The organism is Rhodoferax sp. GW821-FHT07G04, from assembly GCF_059418585.1.
Genome location: NZ_JBWKQD010000001.1, coordinates 437,605 through 460,298, shown reverse-complemented (window position 1 = coordinate 460,298; position 22,694 = coordinate 437,605). Strand labels below are relative to the sequence as shown.

The following is a 22,694-nucleotide window of genomic DNA, read 5'->3' as shown; positions in this document are numbered from 1 at the left end:
CGAAAGGCCTCCGCATGCCAGTCTCAGCCTTTCGCACCCGGCAGATGGTTGCGATTTTGATAGGCAGTCTCGCACTGTATGTTGTGTCGGGCTGGACCTTGGGGCTTGAGTCCATGGTCCGCGTATGGCCCAACTCGGTGGCTATGACGTTGAACACAGCCCTGCTCTTCATGGCCAGTGCCATTTGCCTGTGGCCGGAGCCAGACAGCGCGGTCGCCCGCCACAGCGCACTGTCGCTGGGCCGCACATTCTGCGCCTGGCTGATGGTACTGTTGCCCTCTGCCATGCTGGTCGAACAGGTGCTGGACACCAGCCTAGGTATCGATTGGGTGGCCCTGCACCGGCAGGTAAGTGATGGCAACGCCTACCCCGGGCGATCGGCCGCAAACACCTGCCTGGGTTTCATGCTGGCGGGTGCGGCCTGTCTCGTGCTTGCGCGCAACCGGGCCGATCTCGCGCGACGGCGGATTGCGGACGCCCTGGTTTTTGCCACGCTGCTGGTCGGCGTGACGGCTTTGATGGGCTATGTGTTGAACCTGGAGGCCCTGTACCAGATAGCGACCTACCACCGCATGGCAGCACCTACGGCAGTGGGCATGACCGTGCTGGGGCTGGGTTTGTGGATGAAGTTGCGTGCGCAGGCGCAGACCCGCGCGGCCGATGCATTGGAGAGCCCGGACAAGCGCATCGTTCGCACTGCGGTCGTCGTGCTCAGCCTGGTCGTCGTCTGTGCCGGCCTGGGGGGCTTTGCTGTCCTCAAGCAGGGGTTCGAGGAATCCATGTCGGAGTCGTTGCTGCGCACCACGGTCAACAGCGCGACTGCGTTCCAATCCATCATTGACCAACACATCGGTTTGGGCCGCACGATTGCCGATCGTCCGGGCTTGCAAAAGCATCTGGCCCGGTTGAGCAGCAATCCACGCGACGAAGAGGCCAGGGGGCTGGCCCGTGAAGTCGGCCAAAGCTTTCTGTCGTCGGGCGTCACGGGCATGCGTTTGTTCAATGCGCAGGGCGAGCCGGTCGTGGACGTCGGCACCATGGTCAATGGTTCAGCCGAGATGTCCGTCGCGGTGCACAGCCATGGGCTGGATGCCGCCATGTTGTGGCACGACGGCTTTGTGCTGCGCACGGTGAACACGATGCTGCGCGATGGCAAGCCCGTGGGCCGCGTGGTGGCCGAGCAGCGGCTGACGGAGATGACCGGGCTGCTGCGCAGTGCCGATGGCGAAAGCCAGTCGACCGACATCCTGGTCTGCGGCCGCGAGAAGGATGAGGCCGTGTGCTTCCCCAGTCGGTTCTACAAGGTCAATATGCACATCCCCATGTACAAGGATGGCAAGCCCTACCTGGCCATCTCCCGCGCGCTACTGGGCCAGAAAGGTGTGCTTGCGGTCCAGGATTTGCGTGGCCTGGCCGTGTTTGCCGGCTATGCGCCGTTGGGTGATTCGGGCCTGGGCATGGTGTTCAAGACCGACTCCCTCGATTTGTTCGCACCCATCCGCCAGCGTCTCAATGGCTTTGTCGGCCTGCTGGTGCTGTTGATAGGCGCTGGCACCTGGCTGCTGCGCGCCCAGGTGCAGCCGCTGGCGCGCCAGCTGGTCAGTGAACAACAGCGCACCGCGGCCATCCTCGAAAGCTCGCATGAGGCCTTCATTGAAATGGACAAGCACGGTGTGGTGCGGGACTGGAACCGCGAGGCCGAGCAGACCTTTGGCTGGCTGCGCAAAGAAGCGCTGGGGCGGGACCTGGCCGATCTGATCATTCCCGAGGGGCTGCGCGAAGCCCACCGCCGTGGCATGGCCCGCTTCATGCAAGCAGGGGAGGGGCCCGTTCTGGGCAAGCGCATTGAGTTGACGGCACTGCACCGCAGCGGCGCCAGCTTCACGGTCGAAATCACCATCAGCGCGCTCAAAGAGAACGACGAATACCGCTTCACCGCGTTCTTGCACAGCATAGTGGAGCGCAAGCAGGCCGAGGCCGAACTGCTGTCGGCCAAGCAGCAGGCCGAAGGCGCCAGCCGCGCCAAGTCTGATTTCCTGGCCAACATGAGCCACGAGATCCGCACCCCCATGAACGCCATATTGGGCATGCTGCAACTGGTGCATTACACCAGCCTGGACCCGCGCCAGCTCGACTACATCGACAAGGCCGAGGCGGCGGCCAAGACGCTGCTGGACATACTCAACGACATACTGGACTTCTCCAAGGTCGAGGCGGGCAAGATGAGCCTGGACCCGCATCCGTTCGAGATCGACAAGATGCTGCGCAATATCGGTGTCATCTTGTCGACCAGTGTTGGCAGCAAAGATGTCGAAGTCCTGTTTGATGTAGACCCCGCCCTTCCGAAATGGATTGTGGGTGACGCGTTGCGTCTGCAGCAGATCCTGATCAATCTGGCGGGCAATGCGCTGAAGTTCACGGCCCATGGTGAGGTGGTGCTGTCGGTCCGCGTGTGCCCGCCTGCACCGGACGGCGTGCTGCGCATGCGCATTGCCGTGCGCGACAGCGGTATCGGCATTGCGCCCGAGCAATTGGGCAGCATTTTTGAAGGCTTCTCGCAGGCGGAGGCTTCAACGACACGACGCTTTGGCGGCACTGGGCTGGGGCTTGCCATCAGCCAGCGTCTGGTGCGCCTGATGGGCGGCGAGTTGGCGGTGGATAGCACGCAGGGCGTGGGCAGCACCTTCCACTTCACCATCCCATTCGAGCCCCGAGACACGCTGGTTGAATCTGCGCGCGCCGAGCGTGAAAAACTGCATGGCTTGCGGGTGTTGGCCGTGGATGACAACGCCAGTGCGCGCGAGGTGATGAAGGGTTTGCTGGAGAGCTTTGGCTGGCATGTCGAGCTGGCCGCCAGTGGTGCTGAGGCGCTGGGGCAGTTGGACGGCTACCGGCGGGCGGGCCTGCGGATTGATGTGGTCCTCATCGACTGGCGCATGCCCGGCCTGGACGGCTGGGACACCAGCTTGCACATACGCGCTCTATACCCCGACGGCCAAATGCCACTGATCGTGATGGTGACGGCCTACGGCCGTGAGTTGCTGGCCCAGCGTCAGACGGAGTTTCCTGCAGTGCTGGACGGATTTTTGGTCAAGCCTGTGACCGCGTCCATTCTGTACGACACCGTCGCCGATGCGCGCGCCGGCCGGCGCGCGAGTGTCGTCGCCCCCCAGCCGGTGCAGCCCTCAAGCAGCCAACGCCTGGCCGGCGTGCGGGTGCTGGTGGCCGAGGACAATTTGACAAACCAACAGGTCGCGCGCGAGTTATTGCAAAGCGAGGGCGCCACCGTGACCCTGGCCGACACGGGGTTGACCGCCATCGATGCGATCACGGCGACGACGCAGGCTGCACCATTCGACGTCGTGCTGATGGACATCCAGATGCCTGAAATGGATGGCTACACCGCCACGCGGGACATTCGCAACCGCCTGGGCTTGCGGGATTTGCCCATCATCGCCATGACCGCCAATGCCATGAACACCGACCGCATCGCGGCGCTGGAGGCGGGCATGAACGACCACGTCGCCAAGCCCTTCGATCTGACGCACCTGATCGCCGTAATCCTGCGCTGCATGGGGCGCTCGGCCTATGCGGTTGGCCCTGCGCCAGCGCCGGCCCTTGGGGCTGCCACCGCGCATTCGCGCGCGCCCGCCGTGCTGGATGCTGACGCCGCACTGGACCGCCTGGGCGGCAATACCGAGGTCTATGCGCGCGCGCTACGCAGTTTTGCGACCCAGGTCGCCACCATGGTGGAGCGCATCACTGCAGCATTGGCCGCGCTGGCGTTGGCACAGGATGGGGGTCATGATGGCGACGACAACAGCAAGGCACTGCACGCGGCGCTGCACGCCATGAAAGGCGTGGCGGCAACGGTTGGGGCGCAGCCCCTGGCCGACCTGCTGGCCCAGGCCGAGTTGGCCGAAGCCACCCATTGGACCGACGCCCAGCGCGTCGGTGGCTGGGTGGCGCGGCTGAACGCCGCCGGGGCCGAAGCCACCGCGGCCGCCACTGCCTATGCGGATCAACTGCAGCCGCCGCCCGCTAGCACAACAGCGGTTAGACCCCCGTAGCGGGACCCTGCGCGGGCAGGCCTAAGGAACGGTCCTGCTACGCCTTGTACATCGCAAAAAAGGCGCCTTGCGGATCGGTAAATACGGCGAAGCGGCCGCTGCCGGGAATGTCGGTGGGTGGCACGCACTGCGTGGCCCCTAGTGACGCGGCCTGGGCTGCTGATGCATCGCAATCGGCTACGGCGAAGTAGGCCAGCCAGTGCGAGGGCGCAGGGGTGCCCGGTGGCAGGGCCATCATGCCGCCCATGGGCGTGCCGGCCAGCGTCCACTCGGTGTAGGTCATGCCTCCACCTGTGCCGGTGTTGGCGCCCCAACTAAACATGGCCGTGTAGTAGCGCTCGGCCTTGGCCGTGTCCGACGCGTTGAGCTGACCCCAGCAGAACGCGCCGGGCTCGTTGATGATGCCAATGCCGGTGTTGGCCTTTGGCTGCCACACGTTGTGTACGCCGCCCGTGGGGTCCTTCAGCACCGCCATGCGGCCCTTGTCGAACACATCAAAGGCCGGCATCACGACCTCGCCACCCAGTTCGGTGCAGCGGCGCACCGCCGCGTCCGCGTCGGCCACGGCGATGTACAGCATCCAGTGCGGTGGCACACCAGGCATCTGCTCGGGGTTGAGTGTGTAGCCGGCGGCCACGTCCAGGTCCTTGAGGTTGAAGATGGTGTAGAAGCCGTTAGGCCCCATGTCCATGTCCCTGAACTTCCAGCCAAACAGGCTGCCATAGAAGGTCTTGGCGGCGTCCTGGTCGGTGGTGGCCAGTTCGACCCAGCAGAAGGCGCCGGGCGGGTGTGCGGAGACGATGGACATGGTGTGGGTTCCTTCCTTGGGTTGGTGGCAGGTGTGGGCTGCACGGGCGGGAGCAGCGTTGCGCAGTATCGTTGCTGCGGGGCGATCTTTCAAGCGCAGGATTGCAGCCGTAGCGGCGCAAAGGCCGTGAAAATACCCATTTCAGGGTTTTTGATGGGGTAAAAAGGACGATTTATAGAAAATTCGCCTCTAGCCCTCGTCCAGTCTACATATATCGCTATAAAAAATATAGTGCCGCACATTCCCTCAAATCCGTAGCAAGTCACCTGAGTCAGTCACGACCTACACCACCAAAGCCACCGCCGCGCAGGCCGCAGAGGCGATCGAGGCGGCCGTGCGTACATGGTTCCAACGTGCCCACTCCCGCAGGTAGGCCGGCCAGTAAGCAATGGCCTCGGGGGATTGCGCGTCCAGGCGCGCCAGCCTGTCATTGCGCGGGACATTGCAGGCAGCGGTGACGAGGAAGGAGCCAATCGCGTAGAGCAGTCCCGACGCCACAAGCCATACGGAGCGCGGCGTGCTCCACGGCAGAAAAGACACCACCATGCTGGCCAACGCGAGCAATGCCGTGCCCATGAAGACACCCAGGAAGAGAGGGTTGAGCACGACAACGTTGATACGCTGCATGGCGGTAATACCCTGGCTCGCTGGAAGCTCCGCCAAAGCCTTCATGACGAAGCTGGAGAACGCAAAGAACACGCCGCCTATGGTGCCGGCGCCGATGCAGAGGATGAGGGCGAGGGTGGTGAGCATGTATGAACCGTGTTTTAACACGTCGCATGGGTCCACCGTTTCACTGCCAGCCCATGGTGCATCAGGCAGTGCACCATGGCTATTTCAGCGATGACAATAGCCCCATGGAAGACGACGACAAACACATCCTCATCGCAGGTGGCGGCATAGGTGGGCTGGCAACTGCGCTGGCCTGCGCGCGGGCGGGCCGGTCAACACAGTTGCTGGAGCAGGCGGCGGCATTTGGTGAGGTGGGGGCGGGCATACAGATGGGGCCGAATGTGGTGCGGCGCTTGCAGGCCTGGGGGCTGGACTCGGCGTTAAGCCAAGTAGCGGCCTTTCCCGCCGCGCTGTGCGTGCGTTCGGCTGCCGATGGTGCGGAGCTGGGGCGTTTGCGCCTGGGCGAGCGGGCACGCACGCTGTATGGCGCGCCCTATGCCACCATCCACCGCGCTGATCTGCACCGCATGCTGCTGACGGCGGTGGTGCAGCAGGGCAGCACCGCGTTGCATGTGGGCCAGCGCCTGGCGTCCCTCACAGACACCGGCAGCGTGGTGCAAGTGCGAACGGAAGAAGGCCTGCAGTTGGAAGGCGTTGCCCTGGTGGGGGCCGACGGCTTGTGGAGCGGCGTGCGCCAGCAGCTGTTGCACGACGCTCGGCCGCGCGTCACCGGTCACCTGGCCTATCGCGCATTGATCGCGCAAAGTGATTTGCCAGAGGCGTTGCGAAGCCAGGATGTCACCGTGTGGCTGGGTGCCAAGCTGCACGTGGTGCAGTACCCAGTGCGCGCCGGTGAGTGCATGAATGTAGTGGCCATCGTCGAAGGTGCGGTGAACGGGGATGTGCAGGACTGGGACCACGCCACCCATGGCCGCGACTTGCAAGCAGCGATGGGTAGCACTTGTGGCCCGTTGCAAGACCTGGTCCGCGCCATCCAGACCTGGCGCCTGTGGGCGCTGTGCGACCGCCCACCCATGGCGGGCGCGCATGAGCAGGCTAGGGGCCGCGTGGCACTGCTGGGCGATGCGGCCCACCCCATGCGGCCGTATATGGCCCAGGGCGCCGGCATGGCGATTGAAGACGCGGCCTGTTTGCAGGCGGTGCTGTCGGTGGGGGCGCAATTGCCCATGGCCGATCGGCTGCAGCACTATGCAGAGCAGCGCTGGCAGCGCAATGCGCGGGTGCAAGCGCGATCCATTCGCAATGGCGATGTCTTCCACGCCACCGGCTTGGTGCGCTGGGGGCGTGATATCTCCATGCGCCTGCTGGGTGAACGCCTGTTGGATGTACCGTGGCTGTACCGCGGCTAAGCCTAAAGAATGGATAGAGAAATGGATAGAGGACGTAATGCGAACGATGCGACGTAGACTGTTGACACTGGGCGGCTTGGCTGCTGCCGGTGCCGCCTTACCTTGGCGCCTGGCCCATGCGCAAGCCAGTGCAGGTGCCGCGCCGTGGCCCACCAAACCCGTGCGCATCGTCGTGGGTTTCCCCGGCGGCTCCAGCCCGGATCTGACGGCCCGTGCGCTGGCCGAGCCGCTGACCAAGGCACTGGGGCAGCCCGTGATTGTGGACAACCGGCCCGGCGCCAGCGGCAATATCGCCGCGGATGTCGTGGCCAAGGCGACGGATGGTCACACATTGGGTTTGATGATCAATGGCAACCTCACCATCGCCAAGCTGCTAAACCCCAAGACGCCGTATGACCCGCTGAAGGACCTGACCCCGGTGTCGCTCGTGGCCACGGCGCCGCTGGTGCTGACGGTGCAGGCCAGTTATGCGGGCACGGCACAAGATTTCGTCAAGACCGGCCTGCAGGCCGGCGATACCTGGAGCTATGGCACACCGGGCCAGGGCACCGTGGCGCACCTGGGCATGGAGCTGATCAAGGCCAAGACCGGTTTGCGCCCCGTGCATGTGCCATACCCTGGCAACCCGCAGGTGGTCAACGCCATGATGGGCAACCAGATTCAACTGGCGCTGTTGCCGCCTGGCTTGGCGATGCCACAGGTGCGGGCGGGGCGCCTGAAGGCGATTGCCGTCACATCGGCCGGCCGCAGCACGCTGGTGCCGGAGTTGCCCAGCCTGGCGGAGCTGGGTATCAAGGGCTGCGATCTGGAGGTGTGGAATGCGGTGGCCGTACCCACTGCAATGCCAGCGGCCGTGGTCAGCAAGCTGGCCGCGCTGGTCAGCGATATTGCACGGGGCGCCGAGATGCGCCAGCGCCTGTTCGCCCAGGGCTGGCAGGTGGTGGGCTCATCGCCCGAAGGCTTGGCCAACCGCATGCGCCAGGACGCGACGTTGTTGGCCGGGGTGATTGCGCGGCAGGGGATTCGGAATGAGTGACCTGGCCCCACGCTCCGCCGCTGCGCGGGTCGCTGCCCCCCAAAGGGGCTAATTTCCCTAACGGGGCTGACCGCCAAGCGGTTCAGAGGCCTTGGGGCGGCCCGGCGGCAAATTGCTTGTCATTAGCGTTTCATGCGCACGGGCGAGTCCTTGGACACGCCCCAACCACTGCCGGACGATTGCGAGTAGCCGTTGTCCAGGTCTTTGGCATACCACAGCGCAAGGCCCACGCCGCCGATCAGCACGACCAGCCCGACCACAAGCTTGATGACCGTGACCCAGACTTTGGGTTCTTCGTTTGGATGTTTCTTTGCCATACGCGGGCAAGCTTACTCTGACAAGGGGTGGCCTAAAAGCCAGATAAGGGCGCCATTCCATGCTTGGCGCGAGCGCGGGCGCAGGCGTCACTGCCTTCTTCGAATTCCCGGCAGGGCGAGGGGCGCCATTCGTAGATGCCACAGCCTACCCGTTGACCCAGCGTGCCGCTCAGGGCCGCGCAGCGGACGGGCACATAGTCGGTGCCCCGCATGCGTGCCGTGCTGTTGCTGATTTCGTCCGCCAAACCGTCGGGCACACGCCCGCCCATGCTGTCGAGTTCGTGGACGGAGAAGTCCACGCGAAAGCAGGCACAACAGGCGCCGCAACTGGTGCAGGCGGATTCGGCCATGGGCGCATTTACTCCTGGCGACCGAGCAGCAGGTATTCCATGAGTGCCTTTTGCACATGCATGCGGTTCTCGGCCTCATCCCACACCACCGACTGCGGGCCGTCGATCACGTCGGCAGCCACCTCTTCGCCGCGGTGGGCGGGCAGACAGTGCATGAACAGGGCATCGGGCTTGGCAGCGGCCATCATCTTGGTGTCCACACACCAGTTGGCAAAGGCCTTGCGGCGGGCCTCGTTCTCGGCTTCGAAGCCCATGCTGGTCCACACGTCGGTGGTGACCAGATCGGCTCCTTGGCAGGCCTCTACCGGGTCGCTATAAACTTTGTAGCTGCCTGCGCCCATTCCATGGGGGGTAGTGGCCACTTTCTCATCGACCTCATAGCCCGGCGGCGTGCTTACGCGCAGGTGGAAACCCAAAATGGCGGCGGCCTGCAGCCAGGTGTTGGCCATGTTGTTGCCATCGCCAATCCAGACCACAGTCTTGCCGCCGATCAGGCCGCGGTGCTCGATGTAGGTGAAGATGTCGGCCAGGATCTGGCAGGGGTGGAATTCATTGGTCAGCCCATTGATGACCGGCACCCGCGAGTGCGCGGCAAAGCGCTCCAGCTTGCTTTGCTCATAGGTGCGGATCATCACGATGTCGGTCATGCGGCTGATGACCTTGGCGCTGTCTTCAATGGGTTCGGCGCGGCCCAACTGGCTGTCGCCCGTGGTCAGGTGCACGACGCTGCCGCCCAGTTGGTACATGCCGGCCTCAAAGCTCACGCGGGTGCGGGTGGAGGCTTTCTCGAAAATCATGGCCAGTGTGCGGTCCACCAGCGAATGGTGGCGCACAAAGGTCTTGAATTTGTGCTTGATGAAGGCCGCGCGGTCCAGCAGGTAGTGGATTTCCTCGTTGGTGAAATCGGTGAACTGCAGGAAGTGCCGCACGGGCGGCGCCCCTTTGGGTACCGTGCTGGGAATGCCGGTGAGGAGGGAATTCATGGCGTTTCTTTCAACAATGCGGAGATCAGGGGGCACAGGATAGCCGCGATTTGATCCGCTTCGGCCGTGGTCAGTATCAAAGACGGCACCAGTCGCACCACGGTGTCGGCCGTGACGCTGATCAGCAGGCCGGCATCGACCGCGCGCTGGGCCAGCACGCCGCAGGGCTTGGCCAGATCAATGCCCAGCATCAGGCCCTGGCCGCGGATCTCTTTGACAGCGCCGCTGGCCAGCTCTGCAGCCAGGCCCTTCTTCAGCGCGGCCTTCAGGTGCTCGCCCACGGCTTCCGCATTGGCCAGCAGTTTTTCTTCTTCCATCGTGCGGATGGTGGTGACACCGGCGCGCATGGCAAGCGGGTTGCCGCCAAAGGTGCTGCCATGGTTGCCGGGGCTGAAGATCTTGGCGGCCTTGGGGCCGACGACGACCGCGCCCACCGGTACGCCGGAGCCCAGGCCCTTGGCCAGCGGCATCACGTCGGGCTGGATGCCGGCCCATTGGTGGGCAAACCACTTGCCGGTGCGGCCCATGCCGCATTGCACTTCGTCGATCATCAGCAGCCAATCGCGCTCATCGCACAGCTTGCGCACGTCGCGCAGGTAGTCCATGTGCATGGGGTTGATGCCGCCTTCGCCCTGGATGGCTTCGAAGAACACGGCCACCACATTGGGGTTGTTGGCCGTGGCGGCCTTGAGCTGGTCGATGTTGTTGATGCCCACGCGCACAAAGCCTTCCACCAGCGGGCCAAAACCGGCCTGCACCTTGGGGTTGGCGGTGGCGCTGAGTGTGGCGATGGAGCGGCCGTGGAAGGCCTTTTCGTAGACAACGATCTCGGGGCGTTCAATGCCCTTGTCGTGGCCGAACTTGCGCGCCAGCTTGAGGGCACATTCGTTGGCTTCCAGGCCCGTGGAACAGAAGAACACATTGCTCATGCCGGAGCGTTCGACCAGCAGGCTGGCCAGTTCTTCCTGCAGCGGTACGTGGTAGTAGTTGGAGGTGTGGATCAGCTTGGTGACCTGGTCCTGCAGCGCGGCCACCAGCTTGGGGTGGTTGTGACCCAGGGTGTTGACGGCGATGCCACCCAGCGCGTCGAGGTACTCGCGGCCGTTCACATCCCACACGCGGCAGCCTTGGCCATGCGACAGTGCAATGGGTAGGCGGCCATAGGTGTTCATCACGTGGGGTGAAGCGGGCGTGGCGGGGGCAGCAGCGGTCATGTGGAAACTCTCCAGTGGCGTCGTCGTTAAACAATCAAGGCATGCAGCCCGCAACGGGGTGGTTGTGGGCTGTTGAAAAGGATTCTAGGCGCTGCACTGCAGCAGTTCATTGAGAGTTTGGCATCACTGTGATGTCGCACTGCCTGGGCTTGCGCTATGCGGCGGCCTCGTTGACCGGTGGCCTTGGGCATGCTATTTGCTGCGCGTGTCAGCCATGTGTAGCCCTGCCTCAGATAAAATCACGCCGCGTCGCAACCGCTCTGTTTGCATGCCGCAAACCACCCGTTGCCGACAACACCATGCCCGACACGTCTTCTAAAGAAATTTTTATCCTGGGAGTGACCCGTAGCGGCAAGACCTTCAGACCCAGCGACTGGGCGGAGCGTTTGGCCGGCGTCATGAGCCAGTTCCGCCCCGGCGGTCCGCAGCCTGGCAGCCATCTGGGGTATTCGCCATGGTGCATTCCCACGTCGATTGGCAACCAGAAGTGCGTCATCGTCCACCGCGACCTGCGTGACTACGACGTCATGGCCTGGGATTTTTGCCTGAACTTCGCCAAGGACAATGAGTTGCAGGTCAGCGAGACGCGGCCCGAGGTGTAAGGCCCCCACGTTCGTCCACTGCGTGTGACTCTCTGTCCCCCGAGGGGGGGCGTTTTCCCTTGCGGGGCTGGCCGCCAAGCGGTCCAGAGGCCTTGGGGCGGCCCGGCGGCAAAACCCGCGCCCGCAGGTTCGCCTACTGCGTGTGGACATTCAGGCAACAAAAAAGCCGTTCAAAGAACGGCTTTTTTGCTTTGCTGACAGCGCACCCGTTACAAACGGCAGACCCCCGAAGGGATCCGTGCGATTTGCCCAATAAAAATTAGGCGGCGAGGGCCAAGGTCTTGACCTTGGATGCCAGGCGGCTCTTGTCGCGAGCGGCCTTGTTCTTGTGGAAGATGCCCTTGTCGGCGACAGTGTCGACAACAGCTTGCATCTTCGCAAACAGTTCAGCGGCTTTGGTCTTGTCGCCGGACAGAACTGCCTTCTCAACGTTCTTCACCGCGGTGCGGTATTTGGAACGCAGGGAAGTGTTTGCTGCATTGATTTTGGTGTCCTGACGGACGCGTTTACGGCCCGACGCCAGGCGCGGGTTCTTTTTCTTGGGTTTTCCAGATGCCATAGTAAATATTCCTTGTGTCTGAGGATGATGCCAGCAAAGCCCACGATTGTACCACTTTTGGTATTTTTGGCGGGTTGGGCTTCTCAACTGAATTTTGAGCAGCCAGTGAACAGCCAATTGCCGTACTCCCCACTTCCCCAGCCCCTCGCCCGACGGGGGCGAGAGGGCGGGGAGAGTGGGGAGTCCAAAAAGCGAGGTGCTACAAGTCCAAATACTCCCCATTTACACTCCCCTGCGTGAGCCTAATCAAATCCGCCTCCATCGTCTCCATCCTGACTCTCGCATCGCGCGTCACCGGCCTGGTCCGCGACCTGCTGATGGCCTCCATCTTTGGTGTCAGCGCCATGACCGACGCCTTCTGGGTGGCTTTTCGCATCCCCAATATGCTGCGGCGCATGTTCGCCGAAGGGGCTTTCAGCCAGGCCTTTGTGCCGGTGCTGGCGGGCAGCAAGGCGCAGGATGGCGAGGAGGCCACCCATGCCTTGATCAACGCCGTGGCCACGCTGCTGACCATGGCCCTGCTGGTGACGTGCGTGGTTGGCATTGTGGGCGCGCCGGTGCTGGTCTATGCCATGGGCAGCGGCTTGGAGCCAGCCGGCTTCAATGCGGCGGTGTTGATGACGCGCTGGATGTTCCCCTACATCGCCTGCATGTCGATGGTGGCACTGGGTGCTGGCGTGCTCAACACCTGGAAGAACTTTGCCATTCCGGCCGCCACGCCGGTGCTGCTGAACGTGTCCATGATTCTGGCGGCCTGGCTGGGCGCGCCCTGGTTCAAGCAGATGGGCGTGGAGCCCATCTACGCGATGGCGGGTGGCGTCATGCTGGGCGGTGTGCTGCAACTGGGCGCTATCCTGCTGGCGCTGCGGCGCATGGGGCTGGCCCCTCGGGTTAAGCTCAGTTTGGCTGCAGCCCGCGCCGCTTGGGCACAGCCCGCTACCAAAAACATAGTGCATCTGATGGGGCCAGCCCTCTTGGGGGTCAGCGTGTCGCAGATTTCGCTGATGATCAACACGCAGATCGCCTCCCACCTGGCTACCGGTTCGGTGACCTGGCTGAATGGCGCCAGCCTGTTGATGGAGTTTCCCACCGCCATGCTGGGCGTGGCCTTGGGCGTGGTGCTGATGCCCCAGTTGGCGGCGGCCAAGGCTGCCAAGGACCATGACAAATTCTCCGAAATGATTGACTGGGGCCTGCGCCTGGTGGTGCTGCTGGCGGTGCCCAGTGCCGTGGCGCTTGTTACATTTTCCCAACCGCTGGTGGCTGTGCTGTTCCACAATGGGGCCTATAAGGATTCGGACGTCTTGCAGACCTCGGTGGCGCTGATGGGCTATGGCTCGGGCCTGCTGGGTCTGGTGGCGGTCAAGGTGCTGACTCCCGGCTATTTCGCGAGCCAGAACATCAAGACACCAGCGCTGATTGGCATTGCGGTGTTGGTCATCACCCAGGCTCTGAATGCCGTGTTTGTGCCCGTGTTGGCCCATGCGGGCTTGGCGCTGGCGATTGGTGTGGGGGCTTTGGTCAATGCCCTGTGGCTGCTGATTGGCCTGGTGCGGGGCAAGACCTATGTGCCCCAGCCGGGTTGGGGCCGCTTCGCATTGCAGGTGCTGGCCGCCAGCGCCCTGCTGGCCGTGTTTTTGATGTGGGCCAATGGCTCGGTGCCGTGGATGGCGCTGAAGGCTGAGAAGATGCAGCGTGCGGGGTGGCTAGCCCTCTACGTTGCTGGTGGTGTTGCTATCTATTTTGCAGCGGTCTGGGCTGCAGGGCTGAATGTAAGGCACATGTTGCGGCGTTGACGCGCGGGAAGGTCTGGCACGATGAAGCTGTCCTTGGAACGACCCACTCCTCTGGAGTATTTCGCCTCGCTGGTCGAGAGCGATGGGGAGTTCGCGCTGTTTGAGGCGGCCATCAGCCTGGCCCACGACGAATACCCCGAAGTGGACGTGCAGACCGTGCTGCACGAGGTGGACCAGTTGCTGGCGCGCCTGCGCAGGCGGCTGGCGGCCGATACCGGGCCGGTGCAAAAGCTGCGTGTGCTCAACAATTTCTTCTTCCATGACCTGGGGTTTGGCGGCAACGCCAACGATTTCTACGACCCCGACAACAGCTTCATCCACCGCCTGTTGCAGACCCGCCGCGGCATCCCCATCGCGTTGGCCGTGCTGTGGATGGAACTGGCCCAGGGCCTGGGGCTGGCGGTGCGGGGCGTGGGTTTTCCGGGGCACTTCCTGGTCAAGGTCAATCTGCCGATGGGCCAGGTGGTCATAGACCCTTTGAACGGCAAATCACTGAGCCGCGAAGAGTTGTCGGAGCGGTTGGAGCCCTACCGCAAGCGCAGTGGCTTGGTCGATGAGCTGGAGACGCCGCTGGGCCTGTATCTGCAGACGGCGCCCTCGCGCGAGATCCTGGCCCGCATGCTGCGCAACCTCAAGGAAATCCACAAGTCGCAAAGCGACTGGCAGCGCCTGCTGGCCGTGCAGGAGCGCCTCGTCATCTTGCTGCCCCAGTCCTGGCCCGAGTACCGCGACCGGGGCCTGGCCCATGCCGAGCTGGGCCATATCGAGCAGGCCTTGGCGGACCTGGAGTGCTACCTGCTGCATGCTGACGATCAGGTCAATCTGGATGCCATTGCCGACTGGGTGGATGCCCTGAAGCGTTCTTGAACTCGCGTTAGAGTTCGCTGCCTATAATCCCGCAGCCCGCTTACCCAGAAGGTTTGCGCGCGTCTGCCGGACCCGTCCGGTCAATCCCTTCTCAACCCGATTTCAGGATTGCCATGAAGCTTCAAACCACGGTGCTCGCGGCCCTAGCCGCATCATGTTTTCTCCCTTCCGCAATGGCCGCTGCTTCGACGCAGGCTGCGCGTGGCGTGATCGCCCAGCCCACGGCGGCGGCCATCCCCAAGTTGTGTGAGCAAAGCATTGCCCAGGCCCGGGCCCGGGTGGAGAAGATCAAGGCCCTGCCTTTGGCGCAAGTCAATGCCAAGACCGTGCTGGTGGCCTGGAACGCCATGGACATGGGCCTGCAAGACATGGGCGGCCCTGTGGGCTTGCTGGCCGAGACCAGCCCCGACCCCGAAGTGCGCAAGGCCGCCGAGGCCTGCGACCTGCTGCTGTCGGCTTTGCCCAATGAGTACCTGCAAAGTGAAGCCTTGTTCCAGCGCGTCAAGGCACTGAAGACCACCAATGCGGTGGATGCCATGGCCCGCCAAAGCATTCTGGATGATTTCGAAGAGCGCGGCGTCAGCCTCCCGGCCGACAAGCGTGAGCGCGCCAAGGCCATCTTCGAGCGGCTGGACAAGCTGGCCCAAGACTTTGCCCGCAATGTGCGCGACACCAAGACCAAGCTGGCGTTCTCCGAAGCCGCGCTGCAGGGCGTGTTGCCTAGCGCCCTGGTCAACCGCGCCAAGGATGCCCAGGGCAACTACCTGTTCGGCCTGGACTACCCCGAGTACGACGCCATCATGAACAACGTGCAGGTGGAGGCCACCCGCAAGGAATTCTGGACCGCCTTCCAGCAACGTGGTGGCCAGGAGAACCTGGGCCTGCTGCAAGAGGCCGTCAAGCTGCGCCTGGAGTTGGCGCAACTGATGGGTGATGCCAGCTTTGCCGACTGGGCCATCAAACGCAAGATGGCCGGCAAGGCTGCCGCCGTGACCACCTTCCTGAATGATGTGCAGGGCAAAGTGGAGGCTCTGGAACGCAAGGAGCTGGACGAGCTGCGCGTGGAAAAAGTGGCTTTCACTGGTGACAAGGATGCCGCTCTGAAGCGCTGGGATGTGCCCTTCTACCAGCAGCGTCTGAAGAAGCAGCGCTACAGCGTGGACCAAAACGAAGTCCGCGCCCAGTTCCCCACCGACCCCACGATTGCGTGGATGATGGAAGTGACCAGCACGCTGTACGGCGTGCAGTTCAAGGCGAACAAGACACTACCCGTGTGGCAACCGGACGTGCGTGGCTACGACGTGTTTGACACAGCCAGCGGCAAATACCTGTCCAGCTTCTACCTCGATCTGTTCCCCCGCGATGGCAAGTACAAGCATGCGGCGGCCTTCCCGGTGCGCGGCGTGTCCATGGTGGCTGGTCGTACACCCGTGTCGGTGCTGGTAACGAACTTCAGCCGCGAAGGCTTTGACCAGCGCGAGCTGGAGACCCTGTTCCACGAGTTTGGCCACATCATGCACGGCGTGCTGTCCAAAACTCGTTACGTGCTCAACGCCGGCACCGGCGTGAAGCGTGATTTTGTCGAAGCACCATCTCAGATGTACGAAGAGTGGTCGCGCCGGCCCGAAGCCCTGGCCCTGTTCGCCAAGGTCTGCCCCACCTGCAAGCCCATCGACCCCAAGCTGATCGAGCGCATGAATGCCTCGCGCGCCTTTGGCAAGGGCATCCTCTATGCCCGCCAGCGCCTCTATGCGGCCTGGGACATGGCCCTGCATACACCCAATGTCGTGGACCCCATGCAGACCTGGGCGGAGCTGGAAGGCAAGACTCCGCTGGGCTTTGAAGCGGGCACCATGGTGCCGGCCAACTTCGGCCACATCATGGGCGGCTACCAGGCCGGCTACTACGGCTATATGTGGTCCGAAGTGTTGGCGCTGGACATGCGCTCGGCCTTTGGCACCAATGTGATGGACACCAAGCTGGGCGCCCGCTACCGCTCGCTGATACTGGAGCAGGGCGGTGAGCAGCCCCCGTCGGCCCTGGTCGAAGCCTTCTTGCAGCGCAAGCCCTCGTCCGAGGCCTTCTTCCGCGAAATCTCCGGTCACTGAGAGCCCATCACCGTGACACAACAAGCCACTACCGCGCTGTTGCGCATTCCGGGCTTGGTCCTGCGCGACCACAGCTTTGTGTTGCCACTGGACTATGCCAAGCCGGATCAGAAAACCATCACGGTCTACGCCCGTGAAGTGGTCGCACCCGGCAAGGAAGACGCCCAACTGCCTTACTTAGTCTATTTCCAGGGTGGGCCGGGCTCTGGCTCGCCCCGGCCCACGCTGGACAGCGGCTGGATCATGCGGGCCTTGCAAGACTTCCGCGTGCTGCTGTTGGACCAGCGCGGCACCGGTCGTTCCACGCCGATCACGGCACAAACCCTGGCCGGCTTTGCGAGTCCACAGGCCCAGGCGGACTACCTGATGCATTTCCGCGCCGACAACATCGTGCGCGACGCAGAGGCCATTCGCCGGCAGTTGATCGGCGACCAGCCCTGGAGCATCCTGGGCCAGAGCTATGGCGGCTTTTGCGCCATGCGCTACCTGAGTGCATCGCCCGAGGGGCTCAAGCAGGTGCTGATCACCGGTGGCATCCCCTCGCTGACCCGCCCCACGGACGATGTGTATCGGGCTACCTACCGCCGTGTGGTGGACAAGAACCGCTTGTATTACCGGCGCTACCCCGGTGATGTGGAACAGGTGCGCAAGATCGTGGCCCACTTGAGGCAGCACGCGGTGCGCCTGCCCAGTGGCGGCGACCTGTCGGTGCAACGCTTCCTGCAACTGGGTCTGCAGTTCGGCATGAGCGGCGGCTTTGAGGCCGTGCACTACCTGCTGGAAGAGGCCTTTGTGGCCGATGCCGATGGCCAGACGGTGCTGAACTGGAATTTTCTGTTCCACCTGGAGCAGATGCAGAACTTCGACACCAACCCCATCTACACACTGCTGCACGAAGCCTGTTACACGCAGGAGGCGGCCAGCAACTGGTCGGCCCAGCGCCTATTGGCCGAGTTCCCTGAATTCACGTTCGGTCAAGGCACTGAACCCGTGCTGTTCACCGGCGAAATGGTCTACCCCTGGATGCTGGACGCCTATGTGCAACTGCGCCCGCTCAAAGAGGCTGCCAATATCCTGGCCACCACAACCGACTGGCCGCAGTTGTATGACGTGGAGCGCCTGAAGCGCAACACTGTGCCCGTGGCGGCCGCCGTGTATTACGACGATATGTATGTGCACCGCGAGTTCTCGGAAGAGACGGCGGCCCAGGTGCCGAACATGAAGCTGTGGGTCACCAACGAGTACGAGCACAACGGGCTGCGTGCCGATGGCAATGCCGTGGTGGGGCGGCTGCTGGCCATGCTGCGCGGCGAGGTTTAAACCGCTTCGCCTAGCGTACGTCCCAAAAAGCAAGGGCCTCTTTCGAGGCCCTTTTTCATGTCTATCCGTAGCAGGCTCAGACGGGTGGTGTTGCACCCAATTGCTTGACGCGGCCCGAGCCCACGGTGGACAGGTCGCGCAGCGCGCCTTCGCCGTAGTAGCGCACATCGCCGGAGCCGGCGATGCTGACCGTCAGGCCCTTGCGCACCCACAGCGTGGCGTCGCCGGAGCCGGCGATGCTGACCTTGGCGTCTTGTGTTGACAGCTTGCTAGTGACGACATCACCTGAACCGGCAATGCTCACCTCCATGGCCTTGGCTGCGCCCTGGGCCTCGAAGCGGCCGCTGCCGGCGATGGAGACAGAGAGGTCATCACTCTGCAAATCCTTGATCGTGATACTGCCCGAGCCGGCGATGCTGCCCGCCAACTTGGGTGTCTGCAGGCGTGCGGCCGACAGGTCGGCCGAACCCGCCAGCGAGACGCTGTTCACGGTACGGGCATAGACCGTGATCTTGATCTTGGAGTTGCCCTGCAGGTTGACGCCCTTGATGGGGCGGATGCTGAGCTGCCCGTTCTTGACCACCGTTTCAATCAGCGGTAGCAGGTTGTCATCGGCTTCGATGGCAATGCCTTCGCTATTGCCCTGCACCAGCTCGATCTTGCCCGGCAGATTGCTCTCGATGTCGCGGAAAGAGGCCAGCTCGCGCTTGACGCTGCTGATCTGGCCGGAGCCCGTCACATGCTTGGCGCCAAATTCCCAAGAGTTGGCCTGGGCCGGAGCCACGGCGAGCCCGAGGAAGCCTGCCAGAGCCAGGGCTGTGAGGACGGAAGGAATGCTGGTGGCGCGGGAGCGGGTTGGCATGGTGGTGGTCAGTCTCATCGTGGTAGTGGTTATTAAGCTTGGCGTCCAATGATGGTCACGGACGGCAAGGTGATCATCTGGGCACCCGGACCGCTCTGTGCCAGATTGTCAAAGTGCTTCAGCAGCCCACCGTTGACCGCCAGTGTCATGACGACAGAAAAGGCGAGGGCGGCAAGCTTGAACTGGGTGTGGTAGTTGTGCAGCATGGTCTTCTCCTAATTGGCGGGCCACAGCGGTCCGTTGGGTGAAATGTAGGCAAGCCTACGGAATATTTCGCCCCCAATGTGATGAATGGCATTTGGGTGCGAAATGCGGTTCCTTTTGGCGGACAGACGGGGTATGTGGCCCCAGGGCCATGTTCAACAACAGCCCCCGTACGGGCCGCGCTGCGCAGCACCTCGGATGGGTTTACTGCCGCAACAGGAATCGGGTTGGGGTGTCCAGGCCTTGGGTGTCGCGCCCCAGGCGGGCAACCGGTAATGGAGTGGCCGCCGTATGGTCTGCCGGTGGCATTTGGGCAAATACCGACAAGCGACTGCCATGCACCAAAGATTCTTGCGCCGGCATCAGGCTGGGTGCGCGGGGTGACGCAACGCGCTGCGCATGGCTGACTACCGGTGTTGGGTTGGAGGACACCAGGGCTGGCTTCCACGCGGGGTCCGGGGCAGGCACAGTAATGGGCGTAGCGGTGGCCGGTTGCACAGCAGGCGGCTCGGCAGGCAGTTGCGTGACAGGCTCCAGCCACTGCAAGATGGGCAGCCATTGTTCCAGATCGGCCTGTACCAGGCTGTTGCGCAGGTCAAAAATGGTTTGACCACTGTCCAGGCTGCGCACGTAGGCTTGGGTTTCGCGCAGCGCACCCAGAAAGGGTAGGTCCAGACTCTGTGCCCAGGCTTGTAGCGTCTGGGCGGCGTGGGTGCGGGCGTCAATGCGCATGCCGACGACTCCCAGCTTGCAACGGCCCGTGGCCAGCCGGGGCAGGGCCATCAGTTCGGCAATGCAGGCCGCTGCGGATTCGCGGTCGAACACCGAATGGCACACCGGTATCAAAATGGCATGGGCAGCCATCACCACCTTGGCCAGTTCAAAGCCATGCAGGCCGCCGGGCGTGTCCAGCACCACATGGGTCACGCCCACGGGTACCTTCAATACATTCTTCTGGTCTATGGCCCAGGGGGCGATGGCGGGGAGGGTGGGGCTGCGGCGTTTGAGCCAGGTGCGGGTGGATTGTTGGCGGTCTACATCGCCCAGCATCACGGCCGCGCCCTGGCGTGCCAGCCAAGCGGCCAAGTGGGTGGCCATCGTGCTTTTGCCGCTGCCACCCTTGCGATTGATCACTGCGATTACCGGCATGGAATCCGTTTCACCACCAATGGATGGCCGGATTCTGGATCAAAAACCGCCGCAAGTCCAGTCAATACGGCGTGGGCAGCTACAAATATCCTAGCAAGTGCAGGGCCGCAACAGGCAGCCCCGGTGTCGACAGGCCGCTTTAGGCGACGACGACAGGTGCGGAGTCGTCGCGTTCGGCGATCACACCGATGACGTGCACGGTCTCGCCGGACGCGCGTAGAGTCTGGGCGCAGGCTTCAGCATTGGCGGCATCAATCACCACCACCATGCCAATACCGTTGTTGAAGGTGCGGTTCATTTCGATGTCGTCAATGGCCGCGGTCTTTTGCAGCCAGGCAAACAGTTCGGTCTGCGGCCAGCTACCCTTTTTGAGGTGGGCGGCCGTGCCTTCGGGCAGCACGCGGGGGATGTTCTCCAGCAGGCCACCACCGGTGATATGGGCCAGTGCCTTGATGGGGTGGGCGGCCAGCGCGGCCAGCACATTCTTCACGTACAGGCGGGTCGGCTCCATGATGGCCTGCTTGAATGGCTTGCCGTCCAGCGTGGCGGGTGTGTTGGCGCCAGCACGCTCAATGCACTTGCGCACCAGGCTGAAGCCGTTGGAGTGCACACCGGCAGAGGCCAGGCCCAGCACCACGTCGCCCGGCTTGACGCTGGCGCCGGTCAGGATCTTGGACTTTTCGACGGCACCGACGGCAAAGCCGGCCAGGTCGTATTCGCCGGCGGGGTACATGCCGGGCATTTCCGCGGTTTCGCCGCCGATCAGCGCGCAGCCCGACAGCTCGCAACCCCTGGCAATGCCACCAACCACCGCAGCGGCGGTGTCCACATCCAGCTTGCCGCAGGCAAAGTAATCCAGGAAGAACAGTGGCTCGGCGCCCTGTACCAGCACGTCGTTGACGCTCATGGCCACCAGGTCGATGCCCACGGTGTCGTGCATATTCCACTCAAAGGCCAGCTTGAGCTTGGTACCCACGCCGTCGGTGCCGGAGACCAGCACGGGCTCCTTGTAGCGCTTGGGTACTTCAAACAGGGCGCCGAAGCCGCCGATACCGGCCAGCACGCCCTCGCGCATGGTTTTCTTGGCCAGGGGTTTGATGCGCTCAACCAGGGCGTCGCCAGCGTCAATGTCAACACCGGCAGCTTTGTAGGACAGGGGAGTGGGGGTGCTTGAATCGGTCATTTGGAAAGGGTGGGCGTGATCGCCTGGGCGAGCCCGATAGAATTTGCCTAGATTTTAGCTTCGACTGGACCAACCCTCCGGGCAATTGTCAGTCTTCGCTGAAACTGCGTTTTACGGTTTCACCCAAATCTATGCAATTCACCCCTCCCCAAAAAACTTTTGCCGCCTGGTGCCTGATCGCGGCGCTGCTGGCCTGTGCGCTGTGGCTGCTGGCTCCGGTGCTGACACCGTTTGTGGTGGCGGCGGTGCTGGCCTATGCGCTGACGCCTATGGTGGACTGGCTGGACAACCTGGGGCGCGGGCGCATTCCCCGGCTGCTTGCGGTGGTGGTCGTGGAGCTGTTGTTCATGGTCGCGGTGCTGGCGGTTCTGTTGCTGATGGTGCCTATCATCGCCAAGGAGTTGCCGCTGGTGCGCGAGCAACTGCCACAGATGCTGGACAGCCTCAACAGCTCGGTCAAACCCTGGCTGGCCCAGTGGGGCATACGCATTGCGCTGGACATGACCAGCATCAAAACCTTTGTCGTCTCCCACTTGAGCGGCAATATGGAAGACGTGCTGGGCTCGGTGCTGAAGTCCTTGAAGCTGGGTAGCAGCGTAGCGTTCTCGGTGATTGGCAATGCCATCCTGATCCCGGTGGCGCTGTTTTACCTGCTGATGGACTGGAGCCGTTTCATGGCGCAGCTGCACAAGCTGATCCCGCCGCGCATGCGCAAATCGGTAGACGATTTTCTGGCCGAGTCCGACTCGGTGCTGGGCCAATACCTGCGCGGCCAGCTGCTGGTGATGCTGATACTGGCGGTCTTCTACAGCGTGGGCCTGGGCCTGTTTGGGCTGGACTTGGCACTGCCCATCGGCATCTTCACCGGCCTGGCCGTGTTCGTGCCCTACCTGGGTTTTGGCATAGGCCTGGTGCTGGCCACGTTGGCCGGCCTGCTGGAGTTTTCCGCGGAGTCGGGCCTGGGATACACAGTGGCCATGGTGGCGGTGGTCTTTGGTGCTGGTCAGATCGTCGAAGGTTTCTTCCTGACGCCACGTCTGGTGGGCGAGCGCATAGGCTTACACCCACTGGCCGTGATTTTTGCGTTGCTGGCCTTTGGCCAGTTGTTTGGTTTTGTCGGTGTGCTGATCGCATTGCCAGTCAGTGCCGTGCTGCTGGTGGCCGTGCGCCGCATCCGCACCGGCTACCTGTCCAGCCGCCTGTACAAGGGTTGATGGCGGCCCC

At 63.2% G+C, this 22,694-nt stretch carries 20 protein-coding genes; 9 read left to right on the top strand and 11 right to left on the bottom strand.

All coding sequences use genetic code 11. The features are described 5' to 3' along the window. The first annotated feature begins 14 nt into the window (after positions 1-14). Positions 15-4,070, top strand: coding sequence for a response regulator (locus AC07OO_RS02065; protein WP_495080393.1), 4,056 nt, complete (start codon positions 15-17; stop codon positions 4,068-4,070). 37 nt (positions 4,071-4,107) lie between these two features. Here AC07OO_RS02065 and AC07OO_RS02060 read toward each other — a convergent pair whose 3' ends face one another. Next, on the bottom strand, positions 4,108-4,878 hold the full coding sequence (locus AC07OO_RS02060; RefSeq protein WP_495080392.1) for a VOC family protein: 771 nt from the start codon (positions 4,876-4,878) through the stop codon (positions 4,108-4,110). A 282-nt stretch (positions 4,879-5,160) separates the two neighbouring features. Then, positions 5,161-5,631 carry an anthrone oxygenase family protein gene (locus tag AC07OO_RS02055; protein ID WP_495080391.1) on the bottom strand — a complete coding sequence of 157 codons (471 nt, stop codon included), beginning with the start codon at positions 5,629-5,631 and terminating at the stop codon, positions 5,161-5,163. A 104-nt stretch (positions 5,632-5,735) separates the two neighbouring features. Here AC07OO_RS02055 and AC07OO_RS02050 point away from each other — a divergent pair, with 104 nt between their 5' ends. Both AC07OO_RS02050 and AC07OO_RS02045 read left to right on the top strand, forming a co-directional pair. Then, positions 5,736-6,920: an FAD-dependent monooxygenase gene (locus AC07OO_RS02050; protein WP_495080390.1), complete on the top strand. Its 1,185-nt coding sequence runs from the start codon at positions 5,736-5,738 to the stop codon at positions 6,918-6,920. A 46-nt stretch (positions 6,921-6,966) separates the two neighbouring features. Then, the gene (locus AC07OO_RS02045; protein WP_495080389.1) at positions 6,967-7,956 is read left to right on the top strand and encodes a Bug family tripartite tricarboxylate transporter substrate binding protein; all 990 of its coding nucleotides are present in this window, start codon (positions 6,967-6,969) and stop codon (positions 7,954-7,956) included. A 122-nt stretch (positions 7,957-8,078) separates the two neighbouring features. Here AC07OO_RS02045 and AC07OO_RS02040 read toward each other — a convergent pair whose 3' ends face one another. Genes AC07OO_RS02040 through AC07OO_RS02025 form a run of 4 tightly spaced genes read right to left on the bottom strand, consistent with a single transcriptional unit; the run spans position 8,079 to position 10,820 of the window. Continuing rightward, positions 8,079-8,273, bottom strand: coding sequence for a hypothetical protein (locus AC07OO_RS02040; protein WP_495080388.1), 195 nt, complete (start codon positions 8,271-8,273; stop codon positions 8,079-8,081). 32 nt (positions 8,274-8,305) lie between these two features. After that, positions 8,306-8,623: a YkgJ family cysteine cluster protein gene (locus tag AC07OO_RS02035; RefSeq protein ID WP_495080387.1), complete on the bottom strand. Its 318-nt coding sequence runs from the start codon at positions 8,621-8,623 to the stop codon at positions 8,306-8,308. A gap of 8 nt (positions 8,624-8,631) precedes the next feature. After that, complete coding sequence (argF, locus tag AC07OO_RS02030) at positions 8,632-9,606, bottom strand: ornithine carbamoyltransferase (RefSeq protein WP_495080386.1); 975 nt, start codon at positions 9,604-9,606, stop codon at positions 8,632-8,634. Then, a complete protein-coding gene (locus tag AC07OO_RS02025; RefSeq protein ID WP_495080385.1) occupies positions 9,603-10,820 on the bottom strand; it encodes an aspartate aminotransferase family protein in 1,218 nt (405 codons plus the stop codon). Before AC07OO_RS02025 ends, argF begins: the two co-directional genes overlap by 4 nt. Positions 10,821-11,119: 299 nt before the next feature. Here AC07OO_RS02025 and AC07OO_RS02020 point away from each other — a divergent pair, with 299 nt between their 5' ends. Beyond that, positions 11,120-11,422 carry a DUF3579 domain-containing protein gene (locus AC07OO_RS02020; protein WP_495080384.1) on the top strand — a complete coding sequence of 101 codons (303 nt, stop codon included), beginning with the start codon at positions 11,120-11,122 and terminating at the stop codon, positions 11,420-11,422. Between the two features lie 259 nt (positions 11,423-11,681). Here the strand turns inward: AC07OO_RS02020 and rpsT are convergent, their stop codons facing one another. Next, entirely contained in the window at positions 11,682-11,981 is a 300-nt protein-coding gene (gene rpsT / locus AC07OO_RS02015) for a 30S ribosomal protein S20 (protein WP_495080383.1), read from the bottom strand. A 236-nt stretch (positions 11,982-12,217) separates the two neighbouring features. On the opposite strand from rpsT, the gene murJ reads away from it, so the two are divergent. The 4 genes from murJ to AC07OO_RS01995 all read left to right on the top strand — a co-directional run bounded on the left by murJ (position 12,218) and on the right by AC07OO_RS01995 (position 18,072). Then, positions 12,218-13,777, top strand: a complete 1,560-nt coding sequence (murJ, locus tag AC07OO_RS02010) for a murein biosynthesis integral membrane protein MurJ (RefSeq protein ID WP_495080382.1) — start codon at positions 12,218-12,220, stop codon at positions 13,775-13,777. Between the two features lie 21 nt (positions 13,778-13,798). Beyond that, complete coding sequence (locus AC07OO_RS02005; protein WP_495080381.1) at positions 13,799-14,644, top strand: SirB1 family protein; 846 nt, start codon at positions 13,799-13,801, stop codon at positions 14,642-14,644. Positions 14,645-14,817: 173 nt separating this feature from the next. Next, a complete protein-coding gene (locus AC07OO_RS02000; RefSeq protein WP_495080380.1) occupies positions 14,818-16,752 on the top strand; it encodes a M3 family metallopeptidase in 1,935 nt (644 codons plus the stop codon). Positions 16,753-16,764: 12 nt separating this feature from the next. Beyond that, complete coding sequence (locus AC07OO_RS01995; protein WP_495080379.1) at positions 16,765-18,072, top strand: alpha/beta fold hydrolase; 1,308 nt, start codon at positions 16,765-16,767, stop codon at positions 18,070-18,072. A 76-nt stretch (positions 18,073-18,148) separates the two neighbouring features. Here AC07OO_RS01995 and AC07OO_RS01990 read toward each other — a convergent pair whose 3' ends face one another. The 4 genes from AC07OO_RS01990 to purM all read right to left on the bottom strand — a co-directional run bounded on the left by AC07OO_RS01990 (position 18,149) and on the right by purM (position 21,470). Beyond that, positions 18,149-18,934 (bottom strand): head GIN domain-containing protein, encoded by a 786-nt coding sequence (locus AC07OO_RS01990; RefSeq protein WP_495080378.1) that lies wholly within the window; start codon positions 18,932-18,934, stop codon positions 18,149-18,151. A gap of 32 nt (positions 18,935-18,966) precedes the next feature. Then, entirely contained in the window at positions 18,967-19,140 is a 174-nt protein-coding gene (locus AC07OO_RS01985; protein WP_495080377.1) for a hypothetical protein, read from the bottom strand. Between the two features lie 202 nt (positions 19,141-19,342). Beyond that, positions 19,343-20,287: a ParA family protein gene (locus tag AC07OO_RS01980; protein ID WP_495080376.1), complete on the bottom strand. Its 945-nt coding sequence runs from the start codon at positions 20,285-20,287 to the stop codon at positions 19,343-19,345. A gap of 139 nt (positions 20,288-20,426) precedes the next feature. Continuing rightward, positions 20,427-21,470 (bottom strand): phosphoribosylformylglycinamidine cyclo-ligase, encoded by a 1,044-nt coding sequence (gene purM, locus AC07OO_RS01975; protein WP_495080375.1) that lies wholly within the window; start codon positions 21,468-21,470, stop codon positions 20,427-20,429. Between the two features lie 131 nt (positions 21,471-21,601). On the opposite strand from purM, the gene AC07OO_RS01970 reads away from it, so the two are divergent. Continuing rightward, positions 21,602-22,684, top strand: a complete 1,083-nt coding sequence (locus AC07OO_RS01970; protein ID WP_495080374.1) for an AI-2E family transporter — start codon at positions 21,602-21,604, stop codon at positions 22,682-22,684. Positions 22,685-22,694 lie beyond the last annotated feature (10 nt).

Bases quoted from the DNA above. Each gene is read 5' to 3' on its own strand.
- purM (WP_495080375.1), bottom strand. From the start codon at position 21,470: ATGACCGATTCAAGCACCCCCACTCCCCTGTCCTACAAAGCTGCCGGT.
- AC07OO_RS02000 (WP_495080380.1), top strand. From the start codon at position 14,818: ATGGCCGCTGCTTCGACGCAGGCTGCGCGTGGCGTGATCGCCCAGCCC.
- AC07OO_RS02045 (WP_495080389.1), top strand. From the start codon at position 6,967: ATGCGACGTAGACTGTTGACACTGGGCGGCTTGGCTGCTGCCGGTGCC.
- rpsT (WP_495080383.1), bottom strand. From the start codon at position 11,981: ATGGCATCTGGAAAACCCAAGAAAAAGAACCCGCGCCTGGCGTCGGGC.
- AC07OO_RS02050 (WP_495080390.1), top strand. From the start codon at position 5,736: ATGGAAGACGACGACAAACACATCCTCATCGCAGGTGGCGGCATAGGT.
- AC07OO_RS02020 (WP_495080384.1), top strand. From the start codon at position 11,120: ATGCCCGACACGTCTTCTAAAGAAATTTTTATCCTGGGAGTGACCCGT.
- AC07OO_RS02005 (WP_495080381.1), top strand. From the start codon at position 13,799: ATGAAGCTGTCCTTGGAACGACCCACTCCTCTGGAGTATTTCGCCTCG.
- argF (WP_495080386.1), bottom strand. From the start codon at position 9,606: ATGAATTCCCTCCTCACCGGCATTCCCAGCACGGTACCCAAAGGGGCG.
- AC07OO_RS02060 (WP_495080392.1), bottom strand. From the start codon at position 4,878: ATGTCCATCGTCTCCGCACACCCGCCCGGCGCCTTCTGCTGGGTCGAA.
- AC07OO_RS02035 (WP_495080387.1), bottom strand. From the start codon at position 8,623: ATGGCCGAATCCGCCTGCACCAGTTGCGGCGCCTGTTGTGCCTGCTTT.
- AC07OO_RS01980 (WP_495080376.1), bottom strand. From the start codon at position 20,287: ATGCCGGTAATCGCAGTGATCAATCGCAAGGGTGGCAGCGGCAAAAGC.
- AC07OO_RS02040 (WP_495080388.1), bottom strand. From the start codon at position 8,273: ATGGCAAAGAAACATCCAAACGAAGAACCCAAAGTCTGGGTCACGGTC.
- AC07OO_RS01990 (WP_495080378.1), bottom strand. From the start codon at position 18,934: ATGCCAACCCGCTCCCGCGCCACCAGCATTCCTTCCGTCCTCACAGCC.
- AC07OO_RS02065 (WP_495080393.1), top strand. From the start codon at position 15: ATGCCAGTCTCAGCCTTTCGCACCCGGCAGATGGTTGCGATTTTGATA.
- AC07OO_RS02055 (WP_495080391.1), bottom strand. From the start codon at position 5,631: ATGCTCACCACCCTCGCCCTCATCCTCTGCATCGGCGCCGGCACCATA.
- AC07OO_RS02025 (WP_495080385.1), bottom strand. From the start codon at position 10,820: ATGACCGCTGCTGCCCCCGCCACGCCCGCTTCACCCCACGTGATGAAC.
- AC07OO_RS01970 (WP_495080374.1), top strand. From the start codon at position 21,602: ATGCAATTCACCCCTCCCCAAAAAACTTTTGCCGCCTGGTGCCTGATC.
- AC07OO_RS01985 (WP_495080377.1), bottom strand. From the start codon at position 19,140: ATGCTGCACAACTACCACACCCAGTTCAAGCTTGCCGCCCTCGCCTTT.